The following is a 21314-nucleotide window of genomic DNA, read 5'->3' as shown; positions in this document are numbered from 1 at the left end:
AAACCATTAACTAAGCTAGATAAATCAATATCGCTTTACTAAAAAAAACGTATATTGCCAATCTTTTTCCTTATTCATCATCAAAATCTTGATATGCATCGGGAGATAGATCTTCGAAACGGGTGAATTTACCAACAAATGACAAACGACATGTACCAATCGGACCGTTACGTTGTTTACCAATAATGATTTCAGCAACCCCTTTATAAGGCGTGTCTTCGTTATAAACCTCATCACGATATACAAATGAAATAATGTCCGCATCCTGCTCGATCGCCCCAGATTCACGCAAGTCCGAGTTAACTGGGCGCTTATTTGGTCTATTCTCCAAGCTTCGGTTAAGCTGAGAAAGCGCTATCACAGGGCACTCCATTTCTTTCGCAATGGCTTTTAAGGAACGAGAAATTTCAGAGATTTCATTGGTACGCCCTTCGCTATAGCCAGGAATCTGCATCAATTGAAGGTAATCGATCATGATCAGGGCCACCTTGCCATCACCATGTTCACGTGCGATTCGCCTAACCCGAGAACGCATCTCCGTCGGACTAATGCCGGCGGTATCATCAATAAATAACTTTCTGTCTTTTAACATTTTGACGGCAGACATCAGCTTATCCCAGTCTTCTTGTAGAAGCTGACCAGAACGCATGCGCGTTTGGTCTATTCGTCCAAGCGAAGAAAGCATACGCATCATAAGTTGCTCAGAAGGCATCTCAAGACTAAACACCACCACAGGCATATCTGTAATCATGGCGGCATTTTCAACCAAGTTCATGGCAAAAGTTGTTTTACCCATAGAAGGACGACCCGCTACGATAACCAAGTCAGACTTTTGTAACCCAGATGTCATTGCATCCAAGTCAGTGAAACCTGTACTTAGCCCCGTAATTTCACCCTCTTGATGATAAAGCTCATCAATTTTATCAACAGTTGCACTTAAGATATCTGACGCAATTCGCGGCCCACCTTTCTTATCACCACCCTCAGCAATTTGGAAGATTTTACGCTCAGCTTCATCTAACACTTCTGCAGCAGTTAAACCTTCAGGATGAAAGGCTCGAGTAGAAATTTCATTTGTTGTGGTTATCAAACGACGTAAGACAGATCGCTCACGTACAATATCCGCGTAGCTTGCAATGTTAGCCGAACTAGGTGTCGCCTCAGCCATCTCGATGAGATAAGTCATCCCACCGACATCTTCAAGCTCACCACGCTTATCTAGCTTTTCGCCTATGGTAACAACATCAATAGGCTCAGATTCATCAGCAAGCTTTGCGATAACGGCAAAAATTTGTTTGTGCTCTGGACGATAAAAGTCATCAGATACAACCAATTCAGATACTTTATCCCATGCATTTGGATCAAGCATTAAGCCACCCACAACAGAACGCTCAGCCTCAACCGAATAAGGCGGCAACTTTATTGCACTCACATCTGAATTTTCCAAATCTACACCATTAAGTAATAATCAGCTTAATCACAAAACAACTCACCTTATATTAAAAGTAAATTGCTCTTCACATAAAAACGCCATAAAAAAGGGCAACTGACGAAACGCCAGCTGCCCTATTTTGCAGTCTGTTATTCAGAATCTCAACGATTACTGAGCAACAACTTCCAAAGTAACAGTTGCAACTACTTCAGAGTGTAGTTGAACGTCAACTTCAAAAGAACCAGTGTGGCGAATAGCGCCTTCTGGTAGACGTACTTCTGACTTAGATACTTCTGCAGTAGCAGAGATCACGTCAGCGATATCGCGAGTACCGATAGAACCGAATAGTTTACCTTCATCACCAGCATTTGCTTCGATTGTGAAAGTTTTACCATTCAATTGTTCAGCACGTGCTTGTGCAGCAGCAGTACGTTCTGCAGCTTGAGCTTCTAGCTCAGCACGACGCTCTTCAAAAGTTGCAATGTTAGCTTTCGTTGCCATTACAGCTTTTTTGTTCGGAATCAAAAAGTTACGAGCATAGCCTGGTTTTACGACAACTTGGTCACCGATACCACCTAGCTTAGTTACTTTGTCGAGTAGAATCACATTCATCTCGATCACCTCTAAATAATCATTAGCTTTAGTCAGAAGTGGGCGCTGCACCAGAAATACGACTGCGAATATCAACAAAACTATCAACAATAACCAATACAATCAGTATATTGACGATATAAGCGTTTAATATAAACAATCCTACTAGGTAAAAAGCAATCAGCCCAACTTTCCCAATATTCTTTTTCGCAAACACACCATGTACTAACGCTAGCCCTACAAGGACAAAAATAGGAATAACTATGTGAGCAAGAAACTGAAATGATTCACCCAAGCTTTCGCCTAAAAGAACCATCACTGCAAATGTTAATGTTATTGGCAAAGCCAACCTTAACTGCAAAAATTCTTTTGCCAAACCACCTGGGTTATATAACTTTGACTGCCAACTCCTAGCAAGGAAAACAGCCGCAATTGATATACACATTTGTGCCACAGACATAGAAACGACAAGTTCTTGATACAAGCTCTCATCACTTACACCTGTCACCTTCATCTGGGAAAACAACTCTTTCATCATCTCAAGAAGAAGATCGAGCACACCAGACATGAGCAAAGGGAGCGCAAAAACGTTAACAACAGCAATTACCACTGCTATTACAAACAAAGCTCCCCAGGACACGGTAGTTCTTAACACATAACTAAATAAGGCAGCTTGAACCAATATTAAAATGGTCGTCGCATCACCTTGAAAGACCCACAGCAATAAGGCTGTTAGACCTCCCCACGCAAATACAGATATGCCTTCTGCAACACCTTTCCTAAGTACCACCAAGCCTTGAATTGCACCGGCTATAAAAACAAGTAAAGGAATGGCACTAAACGCCGCGACGCCAATAATGGCATTCATTCGGCGATTCATTACCCATTGCGCTAATTTACTCATTAGGTACTTAAAACCACATTCTTAGTTGAAGTGGCTATCAGTGTATGGCAATAGTGCGATGTAGCGAGCGCGTTTGATAGCGGTCGCTAGCTGACGCTGGTAACGTGCCTTAGTGCCAGTAATACGGCTAGGTACAATTTTACCAGTTTCAGTAACATAACCTTTAAGTGTGTCTAGATCTTTGTAATCGATCTCAACGGTACCTTCTGCTGTAAAACGGCAGAACTTACGACGACGGAAAAAACGAGCCATGAGGATCTCCTAAATTAATAAATTACTCTGCAGATTTTTCTTCAGCAGGTGTTTCAACAGCTTCTGTACGTTCTTGACGCTCTTCGCGTGGTGCACGACGGTCTTCACGGCTTTCAGCAGCTTTAATTGGAGAAACTTCAGTTACCGCACCTTTACGACGGATCACCAAGTTACGGATGATTGCATCGTTGTAGCGGAAAGTGTCGTTTAATTCAGACATAACAGCTTCAGAAGCTTCGATGTTCATAAGAACATAGTGAGCTTTGTGAATTTTGTTAATTGGGTAAGCTAATTGGCGGCGACCCCAATCTTCTAGACGGTGTACTTGACCACCATCTTCAGTGATTAGGTTAGTGTAACGCTCAACCATCGCTGGAACTTGTTCGCTTTGATCTGGATGAACCAGAAAGACGATTTCATAATGACGCATTGAAGCTCCTTATGGGTTCTTAGTCTCCGAAGCTCCCCCGTTAAAAGCTGTGAGACAAGGAGTGTATGATTTACGGGGTGGCGCATTATATAACACAGATCTTAAAAAACCTAGCCAGAATCTTGGGTAATGTCTGCTTATTATGAAATCTGTGAGATTTGATTGAAAGATTGCTTATTTTTTGACAATTTAAGCCTATATTAATGAGCGATTTTCTGGGACTATGCTCAAAATTTTTAAAACAGCCTAAACATACTGAAGAAAAGGATCTTTTCATGAGATATCTACCCAAGCTTGCCTTAATCAGTCTAGTTGCGTCATCTTCAGCTATGGCACAGACAATTCCCCCTTGGACTCTTGGCGCAATTGCAACGACTAGTTCATCAGTTCACCTTGATACTGATGAAGAAACACAAGTTTGGCCATTAGTTGTGTATCAAGGAGAGCATGTTTATTTTCAAGGGATAGAACTGGGGTATCGACTTCTCCCTTTACAATCATTCCAAAACATTAGTTTTGGCTTAAGCCTTGAGAATGAAAATTATGACCCTGATGACTCAGACAATGCCGATGTACAAAAACTAGATGATAGAGACTTAACTCTTATGACAGTTGCCGCATACAGAATTGGCCCAGTCACATTTAAAGCAGGGCAAGATGTATTAGGTGAACATGATGGTTTTTTTGGGGAAGTCACAGCAAAACTAAGATTAAAAGTAAATGAAATTGGTGTTTCTCCCGCTATTTCATACCGTTACTTAGACAAAAAGCTCAGCAACCATATCTATGGCGTAAGCCAAGCAGAATCTGATAGAACAGGCGGAAATATCGCTGCATATAATTCAGGCAGCACTCAAAAAGTTAGCTTTTCTCTAGCGATGAACTTTCCAATGACAAAAACAGCCTTCTTAAACCTTAAACTAGCGCACAACCGCTACAATGACATTGCCGACAGCCCTATCGTCGAAGATGACACTAGTAACGCAATCAGTTTAGGTGCTTTTGCTCGTTTTTAACTGATTTTTACAACCATTTAGCCAACTCAACGTTTTGAACTTATGTCTGTACAAAATAACAACCAAAAGGCCGTAATATACGGCCTTATTTCTGTCTTCTTTTGGTCAACCGTTGCAACGGCCTTTAGCATTTCTTTAAAACATTTAGAACCAGCTCAACTTCTTTTAATTGCGAGCATCACCTCGTTCATTTTTTTACTGACATTGGTTCTAATCAAAAAACAAGCTCATCTTTTAATTCATGAAGCTAAAAAAAGCTACAAAAGCTCACTTTTTTTTGGCGCGATTAATCCATTTATTTACTATCTAATCTTACTGGCCGCTTATGATTTACTGCCAGCACAAGAAGCTCAAGCAATTAATTACACTTGGGCAATCATGCTTAGCCTTCTGGCCGTCCCCTTAATGAAACAAAGGCTAACGTCAAACGACATAGTTGCTGCTCTTTGCTGCTATTTTGGCGTTCTTGTTATTGCGACTCAAGGACACCCTTTAAGCTTAAACTTTGGTAACTTAACTGGCGTTTTACTAGCCTTACTGAGCACCATTATCTGGGCTCTGTACTGGCTATTTAACACCAAGGATACTCGACCTAGTTTAATCGGGCTTACGCTAAACTTTGCCTTCGCCATTCCTATGATTTTCATTTATTGCTGGGCAAACGGAAACCTCACAAACTGGCCAATAGAAGGGGTTTTAGGCGCTTTTTATATAGGCTTGTTTGAAATGGGGATTACTTTTGTCCTTTGGAACCAAGCGCTTAAACTGACAGATAAAGCCAGTCGTATTGCCAACTTTATTTTCCTGTCTCCCATCCTTTCTATTTTCTGGTTGTCACAATTTGCGGGCGAAACCATTCAAAGCTCAACAATAATAGGGTTAGTTTGTATTCTTCTCGGACTTAGTGTTCAAAACCTTCGCAGAGCAAAATCTCAAACATAGTAATGAACAAACACTAAACTTGACGACTTGATAAATAAGTCGTCAAAAGGACGCTCGAAAAAATCAACAACATGCCTGAAATAGCAAACAGATCAGGCACATGCCCCCAAATTAACATTCCCCATAAACCGCTAAACACCACTCCAATATAGCTTACTGGCGACACTATACTGGCAGGTGCAAACCCATAAGCCAGAGTGTAAAGATACATAGCAAAATACAAGGTTAGGCCAACTATCATGACATGCGGAATGAGATGAAGCGGCAAAGTTAAACTTACACCATCATACAGAGACAAAAGCAAAGATAGACAAGCCGAAATCAAGAAGTATATTGTCATGGTTTCTTTTGGCCTAACATTTTTAGACAACATACGAGTTGTTACCATGGAAAGCGCTAAACCAACAGCAGAGAGAAAACCAACAAGTTGCCAAGGGTCAAACTGATTAGGTGTCGGCTTTATAATCAAAGCTACCCCAATAAAGCCCAACAACAAAGGTAGCCAGCGAGAACTAGGCACTCTTATTTTATGAATTAATAAGACAACAATAGGAACACATAAGGGAGCACATGCCCTCAGCATAGAAGCTTCGACTAGAGGAATGTGATTTATCGCAAGATAAAAAAAGTAAAAACCTAAAAAGCCTGAAATACTCCGAAAGAAGTGTGTCTTCCATATATTGATCGGATGTCGCTTCCAATATCCTTTTTGTTGAGGCAACAATAGCAGAACACAAATTACACTTTGCCAGAAAACCAATACAGAAACTGCCACCTCTTCCTGTACCAACTTAGCCACCAAGCTGGTAACAGACATAATAAAGGCATAAGCCAAGGTAGCCAGTACCCCTTTAGCTAAAAGGCTCTGTTTCAAAAGTTAACTCCAAACTAGGATCAAAGGCTCATATAAAATATCAGTAATTTAAATAACGCATTAACACAGGTTGCTCATCAAGTTGCTCCAACACCTCTACTCCTTGATGCAGTACCACCTCACCCTTTTCTATCAGTAAAAGTCGCCCTCCCACTAATTTAGCCTCTTCAGGTAAGTGAGAAACAATTATGCTCGTTAAGCCTAATTGCTCAGTAAGTTCTGCAACTAAAGCTAACATTTGGCTACGCAAGCTTGGGTCAAGTGCACTAAAAGGCTCGTCCAGTAACAGGATAGATTTTTTTCTTTCCTCTTGAGCCACAACAGCGCGAGCAACCGCCCTTGCAATAGCCACTCTCTGAGCTTGGCCACCTGATAGCGCCTCAGGTAGTTTTGATTGCATTTGCGTTAGCTGAGTACGCTCAAGAGCCCAGATTACAGCTTCTTTTTGAATCAAATTAAGCTTTAAATTAGTCGCTAACCCAATCGCAACATTTTGCCAAACACTTAACTGCGGAAATAGATTATCACTCTGAAAAAGCGTAGTTATTGGCCTTTTCTCAGGCGATAAATCAACTAAGCTCTGACCTTGATAGTCAATATTTCCGCCCCCTTCAAGAAAGCCACCAATCAGATGTAATAAGGTACTTTTACCTTCTCCGCTTCTACCAAGTAGAGTTGTAACACCAGTATTCAGGCAAGCTTTATAATCTGCGTTAAAGCCCTCTCCATTTTGATTAAGCCACTGATATTGAACATCGAACTCAAGCATGAGATTTTCCGCCTATTAATCTGGTAGATATTGAAAAAAGAGCAAAACATAACAAAACCAGAATCACAGCAATACATGCGCCCTGCTCAATACGGTAGGAACCTATTAACTGAAAAAGATAAAGCGGTAAAGAAAGCAACCCTTGGGAGCCAAACAGAGCAATAACACTCATATCCCCTAAACTTAACAACAAAGCATAAGCTGTCGCTTGAGCAACAGATTGTCGAACCATTGGCCACTCTATCTTAAGCCTCGCCCAGCCTCTTATACCTAGGCTCTGATACAGCTTGCGGTAACGCTTTTCTTGCTGATAAAAAGTAGGTAATACAACTCTTAAGACAAAAGGCAAAGCCATTACGGCATTAACCCAAACGACCACCCAGTACGCTTGATCAAATGCAGCTATACCAAGGTTACGCAATAATAAAAACAAACCTGTAGCCATCACCAGACTGGGCAATATTAAAATCATACCACCTAGATACTCAAGCTTATTTGGAAGCCATGACCAACCTGGTCTATCCATAGATACCCTAGCCAAAGAAACGAAACCTACCGCTAATAACAAGCTAAGAGCAGCACTTGGAAAAGCTATCTTGATTGAAACCCACACAGCCTGCCAAGTAGCTTCCTGCCAGAGCGTATCTATAAACAACGGTGTAAAGATAGGTGACAAGATAGCAATAAAAGGAGGTAATAGAATCAACAAGGCCAAGGCTAAAATCCCCCAATCAAAACATTTAGCTTGAAGGCTATCCTTCACCGGAAAACTATCTAATTGCTTTAAACTAAAATCCTGTTGGTAAGCACTAGCAAACCGATAAACTAGAACAGCAATTAAGGTACAAACAAATACTTGAAGCAAAGATAAAACACTCGCCTTAGCTATATCAAATTCGAATTTAAGCGCTTGATAAATTGCCACCTCTAGAGTGCTAGATTTAGGCCCTCCCCCCAAACTTAAAACAACAGCAAAGCTTGTAAAACAAAGCATAAATATAAGTAGAAAAGCACCGGGTAAAGCTTTACGTAAATAGGGCCATTCCACCCATCTAAATAAGTTCCATCGAGAGAAACCAAGCTGATAAGATAAACGCCACTGACCTGAAGGGATCAAACTATGGGATTGAATAAGAATACGTACAGCCAAAGGCATATTAAAAAAGACATGGGCTAGCAAGATACCAAACAAACCATACAAGGGTAATTCAATGTCAGTTACAGATGTTATCCAGCCACTACGGCCATAAACCACAACTATCCCTAAGATAGCAACTATGGTTGGAACCACTAAAGAAATAGAGAAAAGTTGTAGCAAAAAATCTCGCCCCATAAAACGCCTATGCATAAGAGCACTTGTTACAGGGATAGCAATAACAAGACTCAATAGACTACTTAATAAAGCCTGCCAAATAGAGAATTCAAGTAATCGCCAGATATAGCGACTTGAAAGAGTTTGATGCCAATTTGAAAGATCTTGAAAAGCAAGTAAAGCAATAAAGCTTGCAACACCAATAACGCAGAAAAAACCAATGATTAAGATAGCAGGAAGCAAACTTATAGTAAGCTTGCTTCCAAATGAACCCAATCTCATTGAGTAACTGAATCTAGCCACTCATTAATCCATTGCTTACGCTTAGCGGCAACTTGCTCGGCTGGCAAAGTCAGCACTTTAGCTGGCTGCTCAAGACCAGTAAAAGCTTTCGGTAAAGCATCACCTAGCTCAATCACAGGAAACATCCAGTTACCTGTTGAAACTTCACCTTGGAAACCTTGAGTCAAAATAAACTGCATAAACTTATCCGCTAAGGCTTTATTCGGTGCATTTTTTAACTGAGCTGCGACCTCAACCTGAGGATAGAAACCTTCAGATGCAGGTACTGCTTTATATTTAGACTCACTCTCTACCACCATATGATAGGCTGGTGATGTGGTATAGCTTAAAACCAGATCCGCTTCACCTTTTAGGAACATGCTGTAGCCATCGTACCAGCCCTTGGTAACTGTCTTGGTATGACTTGCTAGGGTTTGCCAAGCTTTTCCAGCATCGTCACCGTAAACAGACTTCATCCATAACATTAAACCTAAGCCTGGCGTACTGGTTCTTGGGTCTTGATAAATAACAGATAGATCTTGATTTTCGACCACTTCTTTTAATGATTTAGGCACCTCTTTCAAGGTCTCGGTATTGTAGATAAAAGCGAAATACCCTTGATCAAAAGGCACAAAGTAAGAATCACTCCATCCGCCTGGTGTTGTTACCTTACTAGTATCCACATTATGCTCCGACACTAACCCGCTAGCTTTTGCCGCTTGCATTAGGTTTAAATCTAAACCTAAAAGCACATCTGCTTTTGAAGAACTCCCTTCAAGCTGCACTCGAGATAAGATTCCAACAGAAGAGTCCAAGGTGACATAATTTAAGGTACAAGCGCATTCTTTTTCAAAATTGGCCTTAATTTTAGGGCCTGGCCCCCAGTCTGATGCAAATGAATCATAGGTATAAACATTCAACGTCTTAGCTTCGTCAGCCTGTACAACTGTAGCCGATAAAGACAAACTGGCTAGGGTAGCTAGCGCTATAGAAGTAATATAAAGTGTTCGCATTGTGTCGCTCCTAAAAACAAGCCGTATCTGGCATTGTGAGCGGCGAGGCTTGAAGGCTCTCTATTTTTTGGCTTATAAAATTAAGCGCTAAAAAATATTATAAATAGAGGATCTCAATCCCTACGCCAGCATAATCTGGATCAGGTTCATTGGGTTAGCCTTTGCTTCTCAGCCCTGCATCAAAAATAGCAGTGCACCCCATGAGATAAAAAATCGAAGCGGATTGTAACGATATTTTGAACTTAAGGCCAGTTTAGACCTCTTAATTAAGACAAGGTCATTGCCATGTAAGGCAGAATAAAAATTAAAGGAAACGATTTGATACACTCAGCCCCCTCACCCAAAATCCCCAAAACATACCTAGCTTATTTATTTGACCTAGACGGCACTTTGGTAAATTCAGAACCACTTAAAGGAAAAGCACTCGCGCTAGCTTGCCAAGACTATGACAGCACTACGGATTACACGATTTATCAGGATGTAATGGGTCAAGATTGGCCAACTGTCACGCAACATTTCTTTGCTGCTGCGAATATAAAACCAGATTTAAATGAGTTTAATCAGCATTTCAGATTACATTACCAAACCCTTTTAAAAGAGCAACTTAGACTTAGTAAAAACCTTTTGCCTTACCTCGAGCATTTAGCAAAATTGAATTGTAAAATTGCAGTAGTAAGTAGTGCCGCAAATTGGATGATTGAGCAAGTTTTAACTCAACTGAAACTTGAACACTTTTTTGATCTCATCATAAGCCAAGAAGACGTTAGCCAGCATAAACCTCATCCAGAAGCGTATCTGACCGCTCTAAAAAAGCTCAATATAAAAGCAAAAGACGCCTTGGTATTTGAAGATTCATTTGCTGGAATTAGCGCAGCTCAAAAAGCAGGCTGTGATGTTATTGCCATTAGGCATGAATTTAATATTAAGAATGATATGAGCGCAGCAAAAACCTGCTTATCAGACTTTAAAGAGTTACTAGATTAGAAAATAAGAAAAAAACCAGTAAGAGAGGCAAATTAAAGCCTCTCTTCATAAGCGATAAAAGCACACTAGGGAAATACGATTAGACTAAGCGTCAGTTGCATCCAACACTCTTTCAACCGCGCCTTGATTATTCAATGCATACTCATAAGCTGCTGTACCCGTTTCTGCAACTAAAGCTTTATCTTTCGCAAAAGCGAGTAATAGGCTTCCTACTAACTCACTATTTTTGCAACGCAAACCACCACCAGACAAGACTAAGCTTTCAGTAATGTCTTTAAAGTTAAAAGTGTGATCTCCCACCAAAACAGGCTTAGACAAAAGAGCGGGCTCTATAGGGTTATGCCCCCCTCTCTCAATCAGGCTACCTCCAACAAAAGCAAGGTCGGACGCCTGGAAGTAATGCATCATCTCCCCCATGCTATCTCCCACAAGTACATCAAGGTTATGCCATTCTTCAACTGGGGTTTCAGAGCGTAACCCGACATTTTCAAATTTAGCACAAGCTTGCTGGAAAACCTGCTCAAACCTTTGAGGGTGTCTTGGTACAATAATAAGCACCGCACTTGGGTGATGAGCCTTTAAAATTTGATGCTCTTCAAGCAAGGGCACATCTTCACCTTCATGAGTACTAGCAGCAATCCATACAAATTCGTTATTAGCAAAGTACTGCTGCCAATTATCCTTTATAACTTGAGGATTAACCTTTAAATCAAACTTGATATTGCCTGTTACTAGCACTTGCGATGCACCTAGTGCCTTAAAGCGTTTTGCATCAGCGTCTGCATGCGCACAAAAACTATCAGGCAAAGCCATCAACTTTCGTGAAAAATCTGAAAACTTAGCATACTTTTTAAAGGACCTTTCACTTAGTCTCGCATTAACAATGTGGAGCGACATTCCCTTTTTTTTCACCTGAGAAAGCAAATTAGGCCACAACTCAGTTTCTATAATAAGCAGTTTAGGACAATCGACCATTTTTAAAAATCGCTTTACCGAGCTGCACCAGTCAACGGGAATGTATCTATGAACAACAGATTCACCAAAGCTTTTAGTAACTTGTTCGGCACCGGTTGGCGTCATAGTTGTAATAAGTATTTTTTTATCAAGGTTTCTGTTTTGCCATGATTGAATTAAAGGCCTTGCCGCTAACACCTCACCCACAGAGGCACAGTGAATCCAAACATCAGCCTTTACAGCCTCTCTGTTAAAGCCTAATACCTTTCTAATAGAATAATCAGGGTAACCCTTCCCTAATTTAAAAAGTTTCATCAGAATAAAAGGGCTAATCAACCCCATTAAAATTCGATACACCAACATTAGTGGCTTTCTTCCTCATTAAACTGCTGACCATGAAGCTTGGCATAAGCACCACCTTTTGCTAACAGTTCATCATGACTTCCCTGCTCTATAATTTGCCCTTGATCAATTACAGCAATAATATCCGCCTTCTCTATCGTTGATAATCGATGAGCAATCGCTATTGTCGTTCTATTTTTCATCAATGAGTTTAATGCTTGCTGAATTGCTCGTTCAGATTCTGAATCTAACGCTGAGGTTGCTTCATCCAAAATTAAGATGGAGGCATCTTTTAAAATAGCTCGTGCAATTGCAATTCGCTGCCGTTGACCACCAGAGAAAAGTGTACCGTCTTCCCCGACCTGGGTATCTAAACCATGCTCTAATTTTTCAATAAAGTCCCAAGCATTAGCCGCTTTGGCAGCGGCGATAATATCTTCATCAGAAGCATCAGCCAGGTGACCATAAGCAATATTTTCACGAACACTTGCATTGAAAAGTACTATTTTTTGATTAACTAAAGCCACATTTCGGCGCAAGTCGTTTAGGGCGTACTCTTTAACATTAATACCGTCAACTAACAGCTCACCATCATTAATGTCATAAAATCTAGGAACCAAGTTAGCCACAGTAGACTTACCACCGCCAGAGCGACCAACTAAGGCTAAGGTTTTACCGGCAGGCAAAGTTAAATCAATTTTATTTAATATCTTTTTATCTGTATTAGGGTAAACAAAGCTAACTTGCTTAAGCTCAAGCTTACCTTTTAGCGTGTCGACTTTGGTTTTCCCCGTATCTTTTTCACTTTCTTCATCTAAGAATTCAAAAATACTTTGCGCTGCTGCTAAACCTTTTTGCAAAATAGAATTAATTTCGGTCAGCTGGCGAAGGGGTTTACTCAACATTCCAGCTGCACCAATAAAGGCAACAAAGTGGCCTGCGGTCATGTTTTCACTGATTTCAGGAGCAAGTGCCAACCAGATAATCATAGCCAGAGCTGTAGCCACAATGAACTGAACAATAGGCACGTTTAAAGACTTGGTTAACTCCATTTTGAGCTGAGAGCGCTTGTTATGATAGGCCGCATGATAAAAACGTTCTTTTTCATACTCTTTACCACCAAATATCTTAACAACCTCCTGACCTTTAATCGCTTCCGAGGCTACATCTGTAATTCCCCCCATCGCATTTTGAATACGCTTACTCAGCTTACGAAAACGCTTAGAGGCATAACTCACAATAACCGCAATAAAGGGGATAATCAGAATAAAAAAGAGAGACAAACGCCAGTTGGTATATAGCATAAAACCAAACAAACCAATAACAGTTAAACCCTCTCTTAACATCACCCTCACAGCCTGAGTCACAGAACCAATTACCTGCTCTGTATTAAAGGTGAGTTTTGATAAAATTCGACCACTTGATTCACCATGAAAATAGCTTGATGGCAACTCACTTAGCTTATTAAACATATCAACTCTAAGGTCAAAGACGAGCTTGGTTCCGATAACAGCCATAAAGTAGCTACCAAAGAAGGTTCCTGTTCCTCGAATAATGAAGATCCCCAGAATAAATAAAGGAAGAAATAGCCTATCGTCAGCTAAATTCGTTCTAGCGCCTTCTGCTTCTGGATTACCTAAGGTATCAACAATTAACTGTAGTAAATAAGCTAACGTAGGCTCCATCGCACCATATAACAGATACCCAAAAAAACTTAATACAAAATAAGGCCACGAGCTTTTCGTATAATTAAGCAAACGTAAGTAAATACTCACATCCGATACAGGTTTACTAACTTTGGTTTCCAATTAAATTCTTCCGTTATATGTTGCGAGAGAGCTTCAGCTGACTTTTATTAAAGTCTCTATAAATTCGCTTTTTCAATGATTGATGTAGTTGAATATCCGTCAACAAAGGTTAATACCTTTACTTCGCCACCTTGGCTAAGGACATGCTCAGCACCTACTATGGTTTCAATACTATAGTCACCGCCTTTTACCAAAACATCAGGCGATAAAGCCTCAATAATTTCCTTTGGCGTATCTTCATCAAAGCTGGTCACCCAATCAATCGCACCTATTCCTTCTAATACAGCCATTCTATGCTCTAAAGGATTAATAGGACGTTTATCACCTTTTAGGCGTTTAACAGAAGCATCCGTATTCACTGCAACAATAAGCCTATCGCCCAAAGCTTTAGCTTGTTTCATATAGGTCACATGACCTGGATGTAGAATATCGAAACAGCCATTAGTGAAAACAATTTTTTCTCCGTTCATTTGAGCAAGCTGAATTTGTTCTAATAACTCTGAAGGAGCGAGTACACCAAAATTTGTGGTTCTTGTTCTGGCAAACATAATGGCATCAAGTTGTTTTGATGTAATAGAAGCTGTACCTAACTTACTGATAACATAAGCCGCCGCTTGGTTTGCATACTCAACTGCATCAGTTAAACGCTTACTAGTTACAAAAACCGCCGTTAAAACAGAGACAACAGTATCGCCAGCGCCGGTCACATCAAATACTTCTTTTGCTGCAGTCGCTAAAGAGAAAGCCGGCTGCCCTTCTTCAAATAGCACCAACCCATCCTCACCACGAGTAACCAATAAAGCTTTCCAACCATATTTCAGCCTTAAAGCTTCACCACGCTCTAATACCTCATCATTTGATTCACATGCTCCAACAATGATTTCAAACTCTAATAAGTTAGGTTTTACTAAGGTTGCACCTTGGTAAATTGAAAAATCTTTGCCTTTAGGGTCAACAAAAGAAGGAACACTCGCTTGATTAGCGATACGAATAAGCTCTGGTACACCCGCTAATGTGCCTTTAGCATAATCAGAAAAAATAACCGCATCTTTATTTAATATTTGCTCTTTTACTACACTAGCTAAAGCTTGCTGCAACTCTTCAGCAGCAAAGCTTTCTTCAAAGTCCATACGAATTAATTGTTGATGACGACTCATTAGACGCAGTTTAGTAATAGTGGGAGCACTTGCAGTACGGACGAAATGGCAATTCACTCCCGCATTATTTAAACAAGCCTCCAATGCATCTGCATTTTCATCATCTCCGACGATACCAATTAGGGTTACTGCCATACCTAATTGAGCAAGGCCTAGCGCAACATTAGCAGCGCCTCCTGGCCTATCTTCATTTTGAGATACCTTAACAACCTGAACAGGTGCCTCAGGTGAAATTCGAGAAGTGCCACCATGCCAGTATCTATCTAGCATGACATCACCAACAACTAGAATATGTTTATCTTGAAAATTTAAATATGAAGAATCCATGGCGTAATAATAATCGATTTTTTGGGACGCCCATCTTATCATATGAAACACCCAAGTTGGATATCGTCACAAAGATAAGGTTTTATTCCACAATGACAGTCACAATTCCAGAATGTAAGCGAGATTTCCTTACACCTTGTCACTCATATTTATATGAAAATCTACTTACGAAGTGGTCACTAAAAGGCATCAATAAAGCCAACGGCATGAGTGCAGAGTGCCTCGATCAAAACTGGCAATTAAAACCGATGGGGCGTGTTCGACTGCTTAGTCAATGCAGACAACTCTACACATTCTCACACGCCTATTTAGAAACAAAAGACCCTGAGTGGCTTACTCTTATTAAGCCTTTATATAAGTTTATCGTTAACAACTATTTATTTAATGAAAATGGTATTGAACGCTGGCGCTTTTCTCTAAACGACAAGCTTAGCCCTCTTGATAATACAAGCGATGCCTACGCATTAGCCTTTGTATTACTTTCTTTTAGTTTTTATTTTAATGCGACAAAAGATAAAACAGCGTTAGAACTCATGAAGAAAACTGACGACTTTCTCGTTCAACATATGAGTGCAGAGAGTGGTGGTTTTTATGAGAGCTACCCTATTGATAAAACACAACAGAGACGTCAAAACCCTCATATGCATTTATTAGAGGGTTATATTGCTGCGTTTAATGCAACACAAGAAGCTTGCTATAGAACACAAATTATCTCTCTGTTAGAGTTGGCTGAAGCGCATTTCTATGATGAAAAAAGCAGAAGTTTGCTAGAATTTTTTGAGCTAGATTGGCAAGCAGACAAAAACGATGGACAAATTACTGAACCTGGCCATCATTTTGAGTGGGTTTGGTTATTACATCAAGCCTATAAGATACACCCTAAAAAATCTTATCTCACCATGGCAACCAATCTATGGGAGAAAGCCTGTCAATATGGCTTTGATCCTAAAGGTGGCATTTATAATCAAATAGATGCAAAAACAGGTAAACCACTAGACACATCAAAACGCATTTGGCCTATCACTGAGTTTTTAAAAGCGGCCTGCGTGCAAGTTGAGTCAAATCAAGATCAAGCACAAACAATTCATACTGGGCTGAACTTTACCTTCAACCATTATCTAAAAGTGGACGGTCGTTGGAATGAATACCTAGATGGTGAAAATAATCCAATAGACGCTAATTTATCAGGAACAACCAGTTATCACATTTTTCTAGGGCTTACCGAAGTGATAAACTGGATGCAAAGAAACCCATAAAGGGAATAGGATAAAGAATATGTATATAGTAACAGGCGGCGCCGGTTTTATCGGCAGCAACATTATTAAAGCCCTAAATGATCGCGGTATTAGCGATATTTTATTGGTAGATGACCTTACAGACGGCAAAAAATGTATTAACTTAGCAGATCTAAATATTGCTGATTACATGGATATGTATGACTTCTTAGATGCCTTAAAAAACAAAACGCTATCTATAAAAGTCGATGCTATTTTCCATGAAGGTGCTTGCTCTGCAACAACAGAGTGGAATGGCAAATACGTCATGGATGTTAACTATCAATATTCAAAAGCAGTTCTTGATTACTGCCTTGAGCATAAAGTCCCATTCTCTTACGCCTCTTCTGCATCAGTTTATGGCGCAGGTCCTATTTTCAAAGAAGAAAGAAGCCATGAAAAACCATTAAATATGTATGCTTTTTCTAAGTTTCAGTTCGATCAATATATACGCAATATTCTACCTAATGCAGAATCTCAAATTGTAGGCTTTAGATACTTTAATGTTTACGGCCCAAGAGAACAGCACAAAGGTAGTATGGCAAGTGTTGCATTCCACTTACGTAATCAAGTGCTTGCAGGTGAAAATCCGAAACTTTTTGGTGCTTACGATGGTTATGAAGCTGGCGGACAAAGCCGTGATTTCATCTATGTTGAAGACTTGGTAAAAACGAAACTATGGTTCCTAGATAACCCTCAAGCTTCAGGTGTTTACAACTTAGGTACTGGCCAAGCAGAACCTTTTAAAACCATAGCGACAGCTGTAATTTCTCACTATGAAAAAGGTGAAATTGAGTATATAGATTTCCCAGATCACCTAAAAGGTGCTTATCAAAGCTTCACTCAAGCAGATATTAGCAAACTAAGAGAAGCGGGTTATCAAGGTGATTTTAGGGATCTGGCAACAGGTGTAAAAGATTATATGACATGGCTAGATGCTAATGGCTAAATTTTTAATAGTCGGCCCTTCGTGGGTCGGCGATATGGTTATGGCGAATAGTCTTTTTTGCCAAATCAGACAAAACCATCCTGATGCAATTATAGATGTAATAGGTCCAGCTTGGTCTGCCCCCATCTTGGCACGTATGCCAGATGTAAGAAACGCTATCACTTTACCCACTAGCCATGGTGAATGGGGAATTAGTACACGAAAAAAACTAGGGCACTCTTTACGTAGTGAAAAGTACGATCAAGCCATCGTTCTTCCTAGATCTTGGAAATCTGCTTTAGTTCCTTTTTTTGCTAACATTCCAAAACGAGTTGGCTTTCATGGAGAGCAAAGATACTTCCTTCTAAATGAAAGAAGAAAGCTTGATAAAGCTAGCTTAGACCAAACAGTAAAACGCTTTACTTCTCTTGGGCTGGAAAAAACTGAAGCCTACCCCCCTACCCCTAAAAACATGCCCAACCCAAAGCTTGAAGTTGACGAGAAAAACCAAGAAAAGCTATTTCAAGATCTTAAGTTGCATCCTAATAGACCTGCTATCTGCCTTATGGCTGGCGCAGAGTTTGGCCCGTCAAAGCAATGGCCTATTCCCCATTTTAATGAAACTGCAAAGCACTTTATAAAAGAGGGCTATCAAATTTGGGTTCTTGGTGGACCTAAGGATAAGCAAGATGGCAATGAAATTATTGATGGATTAGGCGAATATGCTTTCAACTTGTGCGGTGAGACTAAGCTTGTTGATGCAATAGACCTATTAGCCAAAGCTGAGTTTGCAATCAGTAACGATTCCGGTTTAATGCATGTAGCCGCTGCCGTTGGCACTTATGTCCATGGTATTTATGGTTCTACCAGCGAACTTTATACACCACCACTCACAGATAAAAAGACCATTCATAACCTGAATTTAGACTGCTCACCTTGCTTTAAGCGCCAATGCCCTTTAGGGCATACAGATTGCCAAAATAACTTAAAGCCAAAGCAAGTTATATCTAATATTAATTTATAAAAATACCTAGTAATCGGAGAAATCGATGGATCAGAACAAAAGGTTTGAAGGTATAAATATTATTTACCATACCATCAAACACGCAGGCGGAATGGAACGTTATGTACTAGACCTGATTAATGGTTTTTCTGCAAAAGGAATGAAGGTTAGAGTTATTACTCGAAAGCTAGATAATTCTTTAGTTTTTAATAGAAATGTTGAAGTCATTCAAATTAAAGATCTATCTCCTATATCAAAACTTAATAAGCTTTTATTTGACTATAGATCAACGAATAAAACTATAACGTCTTGGCCAACCATAAGCTGCACAAGAACACCAACTACAGTAGATATTGCAATAGTCGGCGGCACACACATAGGTCATAATTTAGCAATCAAAAAAAACAAATTAAGCATTTTTGATAAACTAACAAACAAGCGAGAGCAAACCTTTTTTGAGAATGCTAAAGTTATTGTCGCTCATTCCAAACTTGTTGGACAAGAAGTCAGCAATCATTACGACATTAATGACAATAAACTAAAAGTTATTTATCCACCTATTGATTTTGAAAACTTCTCATTAGAAGCTAAAAATCAAAGAGAAAGAATAAGAAAGGAATTAGGCGTCAATGAGAAACAAGTTTTACTTGTTTTTCCTTCCAACAATCATCATAGAAAAGGTTTAGACATTATACTTGAAGCATTGAATCAGTCTGACCCCAGATTTATTTTAGCGATAGCAAGTAAAAAGCCAGTTGACCACCCTAAAGTTATAAACCTAGGCTTTAGAAAAGATATGGACTCGCTGTATGCTGCCAGCGATGCAGCTATTTTAGCGTCTTTATACGAGCCCTTTGGTTTAGTAGGCCCAGAATCAATTTTATGCGGAACACCTGTTATTCTTTCTGATGCAGTTGGTGCAACTGAAGTCATTGAATCAAATGCATGTTTAAAGTTTAAACTAAATGCATTAAGTTTGGCTGAGACATTGGATAGGTTTCTAACCCTGCATGATAATAAAGAAATCATATTAAACGACCCAAGTAAGCTTATGCCAAAAGTTAAAAATGTTAGCAAACATTGCGATGACTTAATTGAAGTTATAAACAAATAGTTCAATTATTAAAAGAGTATTCAAGCTAAAACCTAGTTTCTAGTTTGAATACTTATCTAAACCATCGTCACACCTTACTAAATTTTTTGTGATTGTCTCAGTTAATAACAAATCGTTTTTAGCTAGGCTTGCTCGTTCATTTTCTTGATGATGAAGGTGATACCCAACAGCAGCAAATTTTAAATATTTTCTGTTTAAGTTGGCGTTTAACATTCTAATTACAAGTTCGCTATCTTCTCGCCCCCACCCCTCAAAGCCCTCATTAAAGCCATTCACCTTAAATAAGTCAGACTTCCAGGCAGCAAAATTACAGGTCCTTGTAGATTTATCTGAGTTCCATGTACGTGTAAAAAGTTTAGATAAAAATGTACTTTCGATAGTGTTTTTTCTATTTTTTACGCCGTTAGAAAATAGATTTGGTAGCTTAAAATTTTTAAACTGTTCAACCGTATTAGCTTTAGTTAAGCTAACCCTCCCACCTTGCACAAAGTAGCCTTCTTGTGCAGCAGCTATATGGTTTCTAATGAAATTTGGATGCAATACAATATCACCATCTATCATGACGATATAATCTGAACTAGACTTGAAAATTGCTTTATTTCTGCTTTTAGCGGCTCTAAAACCTTTATCTTCTTGCCAACTATGCAAAAGTTTAGTTGGATAATTTCGGGAAAATTCAGCAACTAATTTTTTAGTATCATCACGAGAACCATCATCAGCGACAATAACTTCATCAGGCATAGCTGTTTGGCTTTTTACACTAGTTAAAACTAGCTCGAGTGCTTCTTTCCAATTATAAGTCGTAATTATTAAAGTAACTTTCATTTATCCTTCTTAGAGTTTTCTCTCAACCAAAGATCTATATATTTAACAAAAGTTGAATGCATGCCTAACCAAGCAAGAATGAACCCATGTCTTCCATCTAAAAAGCCTAACTTTATAAAATACATACGAATAAAACACCCCCAAGCATGAACTAAGGCAGTCGTTAAACCAGACTTCTTTCTCCCTTCTCGCTGATCAGACCAAGCTTTGATATAACCCGTGGTTTTAGCTATATAGTGATGAAGATTATCATAAGTATCATGAAGCAGCTTTCCTTTTGAAATCTTAGCTATACGAACACCAGCATCCATAACTACCTTTTCGTGTACCAACGCATCATTATAACCAGCAACATTTCTTGGATAAAAACGCACAATCCAATCAGGACTCCATCCTGAAAACCGAATATATTTACCAAAAGCTTTGCTATATCGGTTTATTTGGTAGCATATATTTTGATCGCGGTTACTAGCTGCCTGCAAAAGAGATAATTTTAGTTCTTCTGTTACTATCTCATCCGCATCAAGCACTAATACCCAATCAGTACTTAGATAAGACTGTGCAACTTGTCTTTGCTTTCCAAATCCTTCCCAATCCAGTTTTTCATAAATTTTATCCGTATAAACTTTCGCTATATTTAAGGTATGATCTGTGCTGCCAGAATCTAAGATCACAATTTGATCAACCCAGCCACTTATTGACTCTAATGATGCTTTTAAGTGCTTTTCTTCATTTTTGACTATCATCATGACGCCAATCGTGAACTTACCTTCAGACATAT

The 21314-nt window shown here is 39.4% G+C and carries 21 protein-coding genes and 1 riboswitch; of the genes, 7 read left to right on the top strand and 14 right to left on the bottom strand.

Features of this window, described 5'->3' with window-relative positions; genetic code table 11:
• Positions 1-70: 70 nt before the first annotated feature.
• The 5 genes from dnaB to rpsF all read right to left on the bottom strand — a co-directional run bounded on the left by dnaB (position 71) and on the right by rpsF (position 3609).
• Positions 71-1447 (bottom strand): replicative DNA helicase, encoded by a 1377-nt coding sequence (dnaB, locus tag TW85_RS00605; RefSeq protein ID WP_046015141.1) that lies wholly within the window; start codon positions 1445-1447, stop codon positions 71-73.
• A 153-nt stretch (positions 1448-1600) separates the two neighbouring features.
• Entirely contained in the window at positions 1601-2044 is a 444-nt protein-coding gene (gene rplI / locus TW85_RS00600; RefSeq protein ID WP_046015140.1) for a 50S ribosomal protein L9, read from the bottom strand.
• A 28-nt stretch (positions 2045-2072) separates the two neighbouring features.
• Positions 2073-2927 (bottom strand): hypothetical protein, encoded by an 855-nt coding sequence (locus TW85_RS00595; protein WP_046015139.1) that lies wholly within the window; start codon positions 2925-2927, stop codon positions 2073-2075.
• A gap of 21 nt (positions 2928-2948) precedes the next feature.
• Entirely contained in the window at positions 2949-3179 is a 231-nt protein-coding gene (rpsR, locus tag TW85_RS00590) for a 30S ribosomal protein S18 (RefSeq protein WP_009835471.1), read from the bottom strand.
• Between the two features lie 22 nt (positions 3180-3201).
• Positions 3202-3609 (bottom strand): 30S ribosomal protein S6, encoded by a 408-nt coding sequence (rpsF, locus tag TW85_RS00585; RefSeq protein ID WP_046015138.1) that lies wholly within the window; start codon positions 3607-3609, stop codon positions 3202-3204.
• A 275-nt stretch (positions 3610-3884) separates the two neighbouring features.
• Between rpsF and TW85_RS00580 the strand changes: the two genes are divergently transcribed.
• Together TW85_RS00580 and TW85_RS00575 are read left to right on the top strand one after the other, a co-directional pair.
• On the top strand, positions 3885-4625 hold the full coding sequence (locus TW85_RS00580) for a MipA/OmpV family protein (RefSeq protein WP_046015137.1): 741 nt from the start codon (positions 3885-3887) through the stop codon (positions 4623-4625).
• A gap of 42 nt (positions 4626-4667) precedes the next feature.
• Positions 4668-5567: a DMT family transporter gene (locus TW85_RS00575; protein WP_046015136.1), complete on the top strand. Its 900-nt coding sequence runs from the start codon at positions 4668-4670 to the stop codon at positions 5565-5567.
• Positions 5568-5580: 13 nt separating this feature from the next.
• Here TW85_RS00575 and TW85_RS00570 read toward each other — a convergent pair whose 3' ends face one another.
• The 4 genes from TW85_RS00570 to thiB are packed head-to-tail and all read right to left on the bottom strand — an operon-like array spanning position 5581 to position 9817.
• Positions 5581-6441 carry a DMT family transporter gene (locus tag TW85_RS00570; RefSeq protein WP_046015135.1) on the bottom strand — a complete coding sequence of 287 codons (861 nt, stop codon included), beginning with the start codon at positions 6439-6441 and terminating at the stop codon, positions 5581-5583.
• Between the two features lie 40 nt (positions 6442-6481).
• A complete protein-coding gene (locus TW85_RS00565; RefSeq protein WP_046015134.1) occupies positions 6482-7210 on the bottom strand; it encodes an ATP-binding cassette domain-containing protein in 729 nt (242 codons plus the stop codon).
• Positions 7203-8825, bottom strand: a complete 1623-nt coding sequence (gene thiP, locus TW85_RS00560; protein WP_238326148.1) for a thiamine/thiamine pyrophosphate ABC transporter permease — start codon at positions 8823-8825, stop codon at positions 7203-7205. The genes TW85_RS00565 and thiP overlap by 8 nt, the downstream gene beginning before the upstream one ends.
• Positions 8801-9817, bottom strand: coding sequence for a thiamine ABC transporter substrate binding subunit (gene thiB / locus TW85_RS00555; RefSeq protein WP_046015133.1), 1017 nt, complete (start codon positions 9815-9817; stop codon positions 8801-8803). The genes thiP and thiB overlap by 25 nt, the downstream gene beginning before the upstream one ends.
• Positions 9818-9916: 99 nt before the next feature.
• Positions 9917-10028, bottom strand: a riboswitch (TPP riboswitch).
• Positions 10029-10135: 107 nt separating this feature from the next.
• Here thiB and TW85_RS00550 point away from each other — a divergent pair.
• A complete protein-coding gene (locus TW85_RS00550) occupies positions 10136-10801 on the top strand; it encodes an HAD family phosphatase (RefSeq protein WP_046015132.1) in 666 nt (221 codons plus the stop codon).
• A gap of 84 nt (positions 10802-10885) precedes the next feature.
• Here the strand turns inward: TW85_RS00550 and TW85_RS00545 are convergent, their stop codons facing one another.
• From TW85_RS00545 to hldE, 3 genes are read right to left on the bottom strand one after another with little or no spacing between them, the layout of a single operon-like run.
• Complete coding sequence (locus tag TW85_RS00545; RefSeq protein WP_046015131.1) at positions 10886-12118, bottom strand: 3-deoxy-D-manno-octulosonic acid transferase; 1233 nt, start codon at positions 12116-12118, stop codon at positions 10886-10888.
• Entirely contained in the window at positions 12118-13905 is a 1788-nt protein-coding gene (msbA, locus tag TW85_RS00540) for a lipid A export permease/ATP-binding protein MsbA (RefSeq protein WP_046015130.1), read from the bottom strand. The genes TW85_RS00545 and msbA overlap by 1 nt, the downstream gene beginning before the upstream one ends.
• Before the next feature lie 56 nt (positions 13906-13961).
• A complete protein-coding gene (hldE, locus tag TW85_RS00535) occupies positions 13962-15389 on the bottom strand; it encodes a bifunctional D-glycero-beta-D-manno-heptose-7-phosphate kinase/D-glycero-beta-D-manno-heptose 1-phosphate adenylyltransferase HldE (RefSeq protein WP_046015129.1) in 1428 nt (475 codons plus the stop codon).
• Positions 15390-15481: 92 nt separating this feature from the next.
• Between hldE and TW85_RS00530 the strand changes: the two genes are divergently transcribed.
• Genes TW85_RS00530 through TW85_RS00515 form a run of 4 tightly spaced genes read left to right on the top strand, consistent with a single transcriptional unit; the run spans position 15482 to position 19708 of the window.
• Positions 15482-16645 carry an AGE family epimerase/isomerase gene (locus TW85_RS00530; protein ID WP_046015128.1) on the top strand — a complete coding sequence of 388 codons (1164 nt, stop codon included), beginning with the start codon at positions 15482-15484 and terminating at the stop codon, positions 16643-16645.
• 19 nt (positions 16646-16664) lie between these two features.
• Positions 16665-17612: an ADP-glyceromanno-heptose 6-epimerase gene (rfaD, locus tag TW85_RS00525; protein WP_046015127.1), complete on the top strand. Its 948-nt coding sequence runs from the start codon at positions 16665-16667 to the stop codon at positions 17610-17612.
• The gene (gene waaF / locus TW85_RS00520) at positions 17605-18615 is read left to right on the top strand and encodes a lipopolysaccharide heptosyltransferase II (RefSeq protein WP_046015126.1); all 1011 of its coding nucleotides are present in this window, start codon (positions 17605-17607) and stop codon (positions 18613-18615) included. Before rfaD ends, waaF begins: the two co-directional genes overlap by 8 nt.
• A gap of 25 nt (positions 18616-18640) precedes the next feature.
• The gene (locus TW85_RS00515; protein WP_052701748.1) at positions 18641-19708 is read left to right on the top strand and encodes a glycosyltransferase family 4 protein; all 1068 of its coding nucleotides are present in this window, start codon (positions 18641-18643) and stop codon (positions 19706-19708) included.
• A gap of 39 nt (positions 19709-19747) precedes the next feature.
• Here TW85_RS00515 and TW85_RS00510 read toward each other — a convergent pair whose 3' ends face one another.
• Both TW85_RS00510 and TW85_RS00505 read right to left on the bottom strand, forming a co-directional pair.
• Positions 19748-20533, bottom strand: coding sequence for a glycosyltransferase family 2 protein (locus tag TW85_RS00510; protein ID WP_046015125.1), 786 nt, complete (start codon positions 20531-20533; stop codon positions 19748-19750).
• Positions 20530-21312 carry a glycosyltransferase family 2 protein gene (locus tag TW85_RS00505; protein WP_046015124.1) on the bottom strand — a complete coding sequence of 261 codons (783 nt, stop codon included), beginning with the start codon at positions 21310-21312 and terminating at the stop codon, positions 20530-20532. The genes TW85_RS00510 and TW85_RS00505 overlap by 4 nt, the downstream gene beginning before the upstream one ends.
• Between the last annotated feature and the right edge of the window lie 2 nt (positions 21313-21314).

The organism is Marinomonas sp. S3726, from assembly GCF_000967665.1.
In the GTDB taxonomy this organism is placed as follows: domain Bacteria; phylum Pseudomonadota; class Gammaproteobacteria; order Pseudomonadales; family Marinomonadaceae; genus Marinomonas.
Note: the sequence above shows the minus strand (reverse complement) of the source record. Positions and strands in the feature narration are given on the sequence as shown.